This is a genomic window from Flavobacteriales bacterium (assembly GCA_019694795.1).
In the GTDB taxonomy this organism is placed as follows: domain Bacteria; phylum Bacteroidota; class Bacteroidia; order Flavobacteriales_D; family UBA2798; genus UBA2798.
The window spans coordinates 69,742-75,774 of sequence record JAIBBF010000012.1; the positions used below are offsets into that span (position 1 = coordinate 69,742).

Genomic DNA, 6,033 nt, shown 5'->3' on the forward strand with positions numbered 1-6,033 from the left:
AAGCGGGTTATTTCCCGCTATCAAGAATTTTTTGGTATTTCGTCAGGTTACCCGGATCCATGGCTTTACACAGATTGAATGCTTTTTGTTTATCAGCCGGTGGAGCTTCAGAAAATAAACTCACCAATTCATTCACTTTGGTGGAGAAAAATATCTGAACATTAAAAGAGGCCGGACGTTGTTTAGCCACCACCTGAATTTGTTCCAGTGCAGCGATAATCGATTTGCGTCCTTCTTCCACATTATCGTACATCCGGTCAAATCCCATTCGGTGATAATCGTAAAATGCTTTTCGCAAAGGTTTAAACACACCCTGAATGGCATTATCCACCATCCAATAACGGTTTCTGTCGCCCTCCGCCGCTCTCCATCCCGGCTCCGAGGCCGACTGTGCGTTATTTACGATTTGCTGCGCTTTGGCAAAATATTTCGATCCGCCTTCGAGTGAAAATGAATCGTAATCGTAAGCGATAATCATGTAGGCATAAAAAGCAAGAACGGAAGTAAGATTATTTCTATGCTGGTCAATCGAAAACAACAAAGGCGTTCCGCGTTGATATTTAAATTTAAAATTCTCGTCGAGATAATTGAACAAGGTCGATTTGTAATTGGTGTTAAAAACCGGTCGGCTCGACGTAACCTGAATGGTTCCGCCATAGTCTTCATTGCTCGACATCTCCGAAATATTGATCAGCACATTGCAATCAATTTTTTCTTCGTCCTTAAATGTTTCGGTTGTCCAGCGCGTATTATTCATGAACTCCTGCAATTGTTGCTGCAATTGTTCGAACAATAATTTATCCGCAGCAGAAACCTGAAGTGAAGGAGAAATAATCTGCAAACGACACATTAATTCCTGAGCACGTAGCGACAAGGCAGGGAATAAAAGGATGAGCAGAATTAATTTTTTCATTTTATGTTTTTCACAATGGCATTCAAAATATCGGCAGCCACTTCCTGTTTAGACTTTAACTCAAATCTAACCATTTTATTGTTGCGGTCGATCAATGTAATTTTATTGGTATCATATCCAAAACCTGCACCTTTATCATTCAGGGAATTAAGAACGATCAAATCGAGATTTTTGGATTTGATTTTCTTTTTCGCGTTTTCAATTTCATGATCGGTTTCCAATGCAAATCCAACCAAAAACTGATTTTTTTTCTTTTTCTCACCGAGCGATTTCAAAATATCTGCTGTTGGTTCCAGCTCAATATTCAAAACTGCATCTGCTTTTTTTATTTTTTTTCCGGCTACGGATTTCGGACGATAATCTGCCACTGCAGCCGATAATATGGCCACATCGCTTGAGGGAAATAATCGGTTGACTTCTTTATACATTTCAGCGGCAAACCGGACATTAATGCGGTGGACTGCGGATGAAGATTCAACAAAACTCGGACCACAAACCAAATGAACTTCTGCCCCCCAGGATGCGGCAAGTTCTGCAATTGCAATTCCCATTTTTCCACTGCTGCTGTTTCCGATAAATCGAACGGGATCTATTGCCTCATGGGTTGGTCCGGCCGTAATAAGAATTCGCTTACCGCTTAATTTTTTTTTTTTGGAAAATTGCTGTTCAATAGCAGCGAAAATGTTCTCCGGTTCCGGCATTCTTCCTTCGCCAATTAATCCACTGGCCAATTCTCCGTTCTCCGCTTGCAGAACATTATTTCCATATTCCTTCAGTCGGCTTAAATTCAGTTTCACCGAAGGGTGACGGTACATATCCAGATCCATGGCAGGTGCAATCATTACCGGACATTTAGCCGATAGATAAACCGCCAGTAATAAATTATCGCAAATCCCATTGGCCATTTTACCGATGGTATTGGCAGAAGCAGGAGCAACGACCAACAGATCGGCCCACATTCCCATTTCAACATGATTGGTCCATGTACCTTGGTCGGCATTAGAAACCATGTGAACGGAAACAGGATGTTTGGAAAGAGTACCCAGCGTAAGGGGACTAATAAAATCGCAGGCAGCCGGCGTCATTAACACACGAACTTCAGCACCTGCTTTTACGAGCAGACGAACAAGGTGCGCAGTTTTATAAGCAGCAATACTGCCTGTTACACCAATAAGAATTTTCTTTCCGCGCAGCATAGCGCAGGTTTAGGATTATTTAGTTGGTTCTTCAGGGTAACGGAAATAGGTTCCGCCTTCCTGAAACTCCTGAATTGCAATAGCAACCGGTTTCGGAAGTTTTTCGTAGTGACGAGAAATTTCAATTTGCTCACGGTTTTCGAAAACCTCTTCCAGGTTATCGGTATGCGTTGCAAATTCCTGAAGTTTGGAAGTGAGCTCCTCCTTCATTTCTACAGCGATCTGATTGGCACGTTTGCCAATAACAACGATCGACTCATAAACGTTCCCGGTACGCGCTTCGAGTTTATCTACATCTCGTGTAACGGTAGTGCGTTCTGCGGTGGAGTTTTTATAGCTCATTTTTCTTCGGTTTTATTACTATTCTTCAATTCTACTATTGCCTTCGCCGAAGCATCATAAATTTGCTCCAGTTCAGCCTTATACTCGCTTTGCGGATAAAGGGCTACAAAATTAGTATAAGATTTAATAGTTTGCTCATAACGCTCTAACTTTTTTTTGTCGGTAGAATTACTTGCCAATAAAAAGTCGGATCTCACTATCAAGTACATAGATCTCTCCTGATAGCGGGTATTGGGATATTCTTCGAGCATGGATTTTAAAGCTACCGATGCCGATTTGTAATTTTCGACTTTATAGTAGAGGTAAGCATTCTCAAACGCCTTGGTTTCCAGCTTGTAATACAAGTTGTCCATGATTTTATTGCAGGTATCCCTCCTTGCGCTTTCGGGGTAGCGGTTCATGAACAATTGCAATTCATTGATGGCATCGTAAGTTTCCGTTTGGTCGAGCGACCAGTTGGGCGAGTTTTTCACATTACACATGGCACTCATAAAGAGTGATTCCTCGGCATAACGAGAACCCGGATAGGTCTTGGCGAACATCTTAAAGTAATAGGCCGCCAGGTAGTATTCAGAAAGGTACCAGTGACAGTAAGCGTAGGTAAAATATACTTTTTCTGCCTGATCCTTACCGCGGTAAACACCGGAAGAAACCAAATCCTCCAATAAAGGCAAAGCGCGATCGTAATCCTTTTTATCGTAATACTCGAACGATTTCCTCAGTTTCAATTCAGAATCCGTGCTCTTTAAAATCTTGTTATACTCCGAGCAAGCAGACAGTAAAAAGCTAAAAACCAGCGCTATAAATAAAATCCTGCGATTCATGAGTTGCAAATATACCGAATTAAGCGGCATGGAAAACAACGGAGATTAAGATAGAAAAGTATGCGAATAAAAAGGGAGAACATCCCTCTGGCTTTAAAAGTGATACTATCACCGGGTGATGAATTAGTGGGTTGTTGAAAATTTCCTGAAAGCCCATTGATAATAAGCCTTGCTCTTGGTATTTTTGTATTCCTAAACAAAAAATTTACTAACCCTTAATTTTTATCACCTTGGATATTTTTGAGAAGATCAAATTGAACCGTGGACCACTTGGAAAGCATTCGAAAGAATCTCACGGTTATTTTACTTTCCCTAAACTGGAAGGTCCTATCGGTAACAAAATGATCTTCCGTGGGAAGGAAGTGTTGGTGTGGAGTCTGAATAACTATCTCGGACTTGCCAATCACCCGGAAGTGCGCGAAGCGGATGCAAAGGCTTCTGCAGATTTTGGACTTGCATATCCAATGGGTGCTCGTATGATGAGTGGTAACTCGAACTACCACGAACAACTCGAGAATGAATTATCGTCCTTCATGAAAAGAGAAGACACTATTCTTTTAAACTTCGGTTATCAGGGAATGGTTTCTGCGATCGATTCATTGGTAGATCGTAATGATGTAATTGTTTACGACAGCGAATCGCATGCTTGTATTCTTGACGGTATGCGTTTGCACATCGGAAAACGATTTGTATTCCAGCACAACGACATGGAAAGTCTGGAAAAACAATTAGCTCGTGCCGTAAAAGTTGCTGAAGAAAAAGACGGTGGTGTTCTTGTAATCACCGAAGGTGTTTTCGGAATGGCGGGCGACCAGGGTAAATTGAAAGAAATTGTTGCGCTGAAGAAAAAATATTCCTTCCGCTTATTTGTAGATGATGCGCACGGATTCGGAACTATGGGTCCAACCGGAGCAGGAACCGACGAAGAACAAGGTTGTCAGGAAGGCGTTGATGTGTACTTCGGAACTTTCGCTAAGTCGATGGCATTAATCGGCGGATTTATTTCTTCTACCGAAAACGTAATTGAATATCTCCGTTACAATATGCGTTCTCAAATTTTTGCGAAAGCATTACCGATGCCACTTGTAATCGGAGCACTTAAACGTTTGGAATTACTTCGTAGCAGACCGGAACTTCGCGAGAAATTATGGACCATTGCTCATGCATTGCAAAACGGATTAAAAGATGCAGGATTCAACATTGGAAATACCAACACCATGGTAACACCTGTGTTCTTATCCGGATCACTGGGTGAAGCAACCAATCTTACGTTTGACCTCCGCGAAAATTACAGCATCTTCTGTTCAATTGTGGTTTATCCGGTTGTACCGAAAGATGTTATTATGTTGCGTTTAATTCCAACTGCAGCGCATACACTTGAAGATGTAAATTACACTATTGAAACCTTTAAGAAAGTTGCCGTGAAATTGAAAAAAGGAGAATACTACTCCGATAAAATCGTTAACGTGAATTAATTTCATTTCAATACAAAATAAAAAATCCCCTTCTTTTCAGAAGGGGATTTTTTTTGGCAACACCATTGATGTTTTCACATCAATAGAAGATGGTGAGTGTTCCGGTATATTGTGCAGGAATCGTTCCGTCGGTAAGTTCAATGATGTAGAAGTAAGTTCCCTGTGGCAAACTTCCGCCATCCCAGTTGTTCAAATAGTTATTATCGAGATAAACCAATTGTCCCCAACGATTGTACACGCGTAAAATACTGTTCGGGTGATATTGCAATCCATCAACATAGAACACATCATTTACACCATCACCATTAGGTGATATTACATTGGGGATGTCGAGCGAACAGCTGATCATGATTACATTCGATGTATCACTTGCAGTGTTGCCACATGCATCGGTAACCGTAAAGATGTAATCGCCATTTACAGCGCCTTGGATTAAATAATTCATGGCAATGGTATCCTGAACAACACCGAGGGCATTGACTGGAATATCCCAGCTGTACACCAATGGTGATATTCCACCCTGAACCTGATAAGCAACTAAAGCAGTGCTATCGCTATTGAGACAAAAACGTCCGGATGTAGTATGGATATTTAAATTTCCATTCATAATATCTACATATACATACAAAGATGTATCCAATCCGCAGGCATCGGTAGCAGTGAAGAGTAAGGAGTCGGGACCATTTACCACTACACTGGCGGTAGAGTCGAGATCGCCGGTGGACCATTGGTAGGTGTAAGGTGAAGTTCCTCCTGCGGTAACGTAGGCCACAAAATCGGCGGTGTTACCCGGACAACTCACTTCAATTAAGGTATCCGAAACAAAAAGTGAAAGAGGAATATAAGGTGGTACCGTAACGACCATGGTATCCGTATCCATTTGGAGACAGGTATTGGTTACAGTTAAAATATAGGTAGTAGTGGTTAATGGTTGAACCAGCGTTTGTGCAGTCATTGCTCCATTACTCCAATTGAAATAAGTTGTATCACCTGAGCCACCACTATAGGAACCATTCAGCAAAACAGATTGTCCGGCACAGGTTAACGTGGTATCAGGACCTGCATTTGCAAATAAAGGTGCGGGTGGAACATGCGAGAAAAAGATGGTATCAGAACCGAAATAACCACAACCATCCATCACCGAAAGGATTAAGGTATCGCCACTCAATTGATTGATGGTGTAATTGACAAACTGACCATTCACTCCACTACTCCATGTGTAGTTGTAAGGCGGATTACCATTGAGAATAATTCCATTGTAGGAGAAGGTTTGTCCCGGGCAA

The 6,033-nt window shown here is 41.6% G+C and carries 6 protein-coding genes; 1 reads left to right on the plus strand and 5 read right to left on the minus strand.

From position 1 onward, the window contains the following. Positions 1–7 precede the first annotated feature (7 nt). From K1X56_06070 to bamD, 4 genes are read right to left on the minus strand one after another with little or no spacing between them, the layout of a single operon-like run. Positions 8–913: a DUF4835 family protein gene (locus K1X56_06070; GenBank protein MBX7094269.1), complete on the minus strand. Its 906-nt coding sequence runs from the start codon at positions 911–913 to the stop codon at positions 8–10. Then, positions 910–2,109: a bifunctional phosphopantothenoylcysteine decarboxylase/phosphopantothenate--cysteine ligase CoaBC gene (coaBC, locus tag K1X56_06075; GenBank protein ID MBX7094270.1), complete on the minus strand. Its 1,200-nt coding sequence runs from the start codon at positions 2,107–2,109 to the stop codon at positions 910–912. Before coaBC ends, K1X56_06070 begins: the two co-directional genes overlap by 4 nt. Positions 2,110–2,124: 15 nt before the next feature. Next, entirely contained in the window at positions 2,125–2,451 is a 327-nt protein-coding gene (locus K1X56_06080; GenBank protein ID MBX7094271.1) for a DNA-directed RNA polymerase subunit omega, read from the minus strand. Beyond that, positions 2,448–3,275 (minus strand): outer membrane protein assembly factor BamD, encoded by an 828-nt coding sequence (bamD, locus tag K1X56_06085; GenBank protein ID MBX7094272.1) that lies wholly within the window; start codon positions 3,273–3,275, stop codon positions 2,448–2,450. Before bamD ends, K1X56_06080 begins: the two co-directional genes overlap by 4 nt. 224 nt (positions 3,276–3,499) lie before the next feature. On the opposite strand from bamD, the gene K1X56_06090 reads away from it, so the two are divergent. Continuing rightward, a complete protein-coding gene (locus tag K1X56_06090; GenBank protein ID MBX7094273.1) occupies positions 3,500–4,750 on the plus strand; it encodes an aminotransferase class I/II-fold pyridoxal phosphate-dependent enzyme in 1,251 nt (416 codons plus the stop codon). Positions 4,751–4,829: 79 nt separating this feature from the next. On the opposite strand, the gene K1X56_06095 is transcribed toward K1X56_06090, so the two are convergent. Continuing rightward, the coding region (locus K1X56_06095) for a gliding motility-associated C-terminal domain-containing protein (protein MBX7094274.1) at positions 4,830–6,033 on the minus strand (1,204 nt) is incomplete at its 5' end.

Coding starts and splice junctions, on each gene's coding strand:
- K1X56_06070 (MBX7094269.1), bottom strand. CDS start 913: ATGAAAAAATTAATTCTGCTCATCCTTTTATTCCCTGCCTTGTCGCTA.
- coaBC (MBX7094270.1), bottom strand. CDS start 2,109: ATGCTGCGCGGAAAGAAAATTCTTATTGGTGTAACAGGCAGTATTGCT.
- K1X56_06080 (MBX7094271.1), bottom strand. CDS start 2,451: ATGAGCTATAAAAACTCCACCGCAGAACGCACTACCGTTACACGAGAT.
- bamD (MBX7094272.1), bottom strand. CDS start 3,275: ATGAATCGCAGGATTTTATTTATAGCGCTGGTTTTTAGCTTTTTACTG.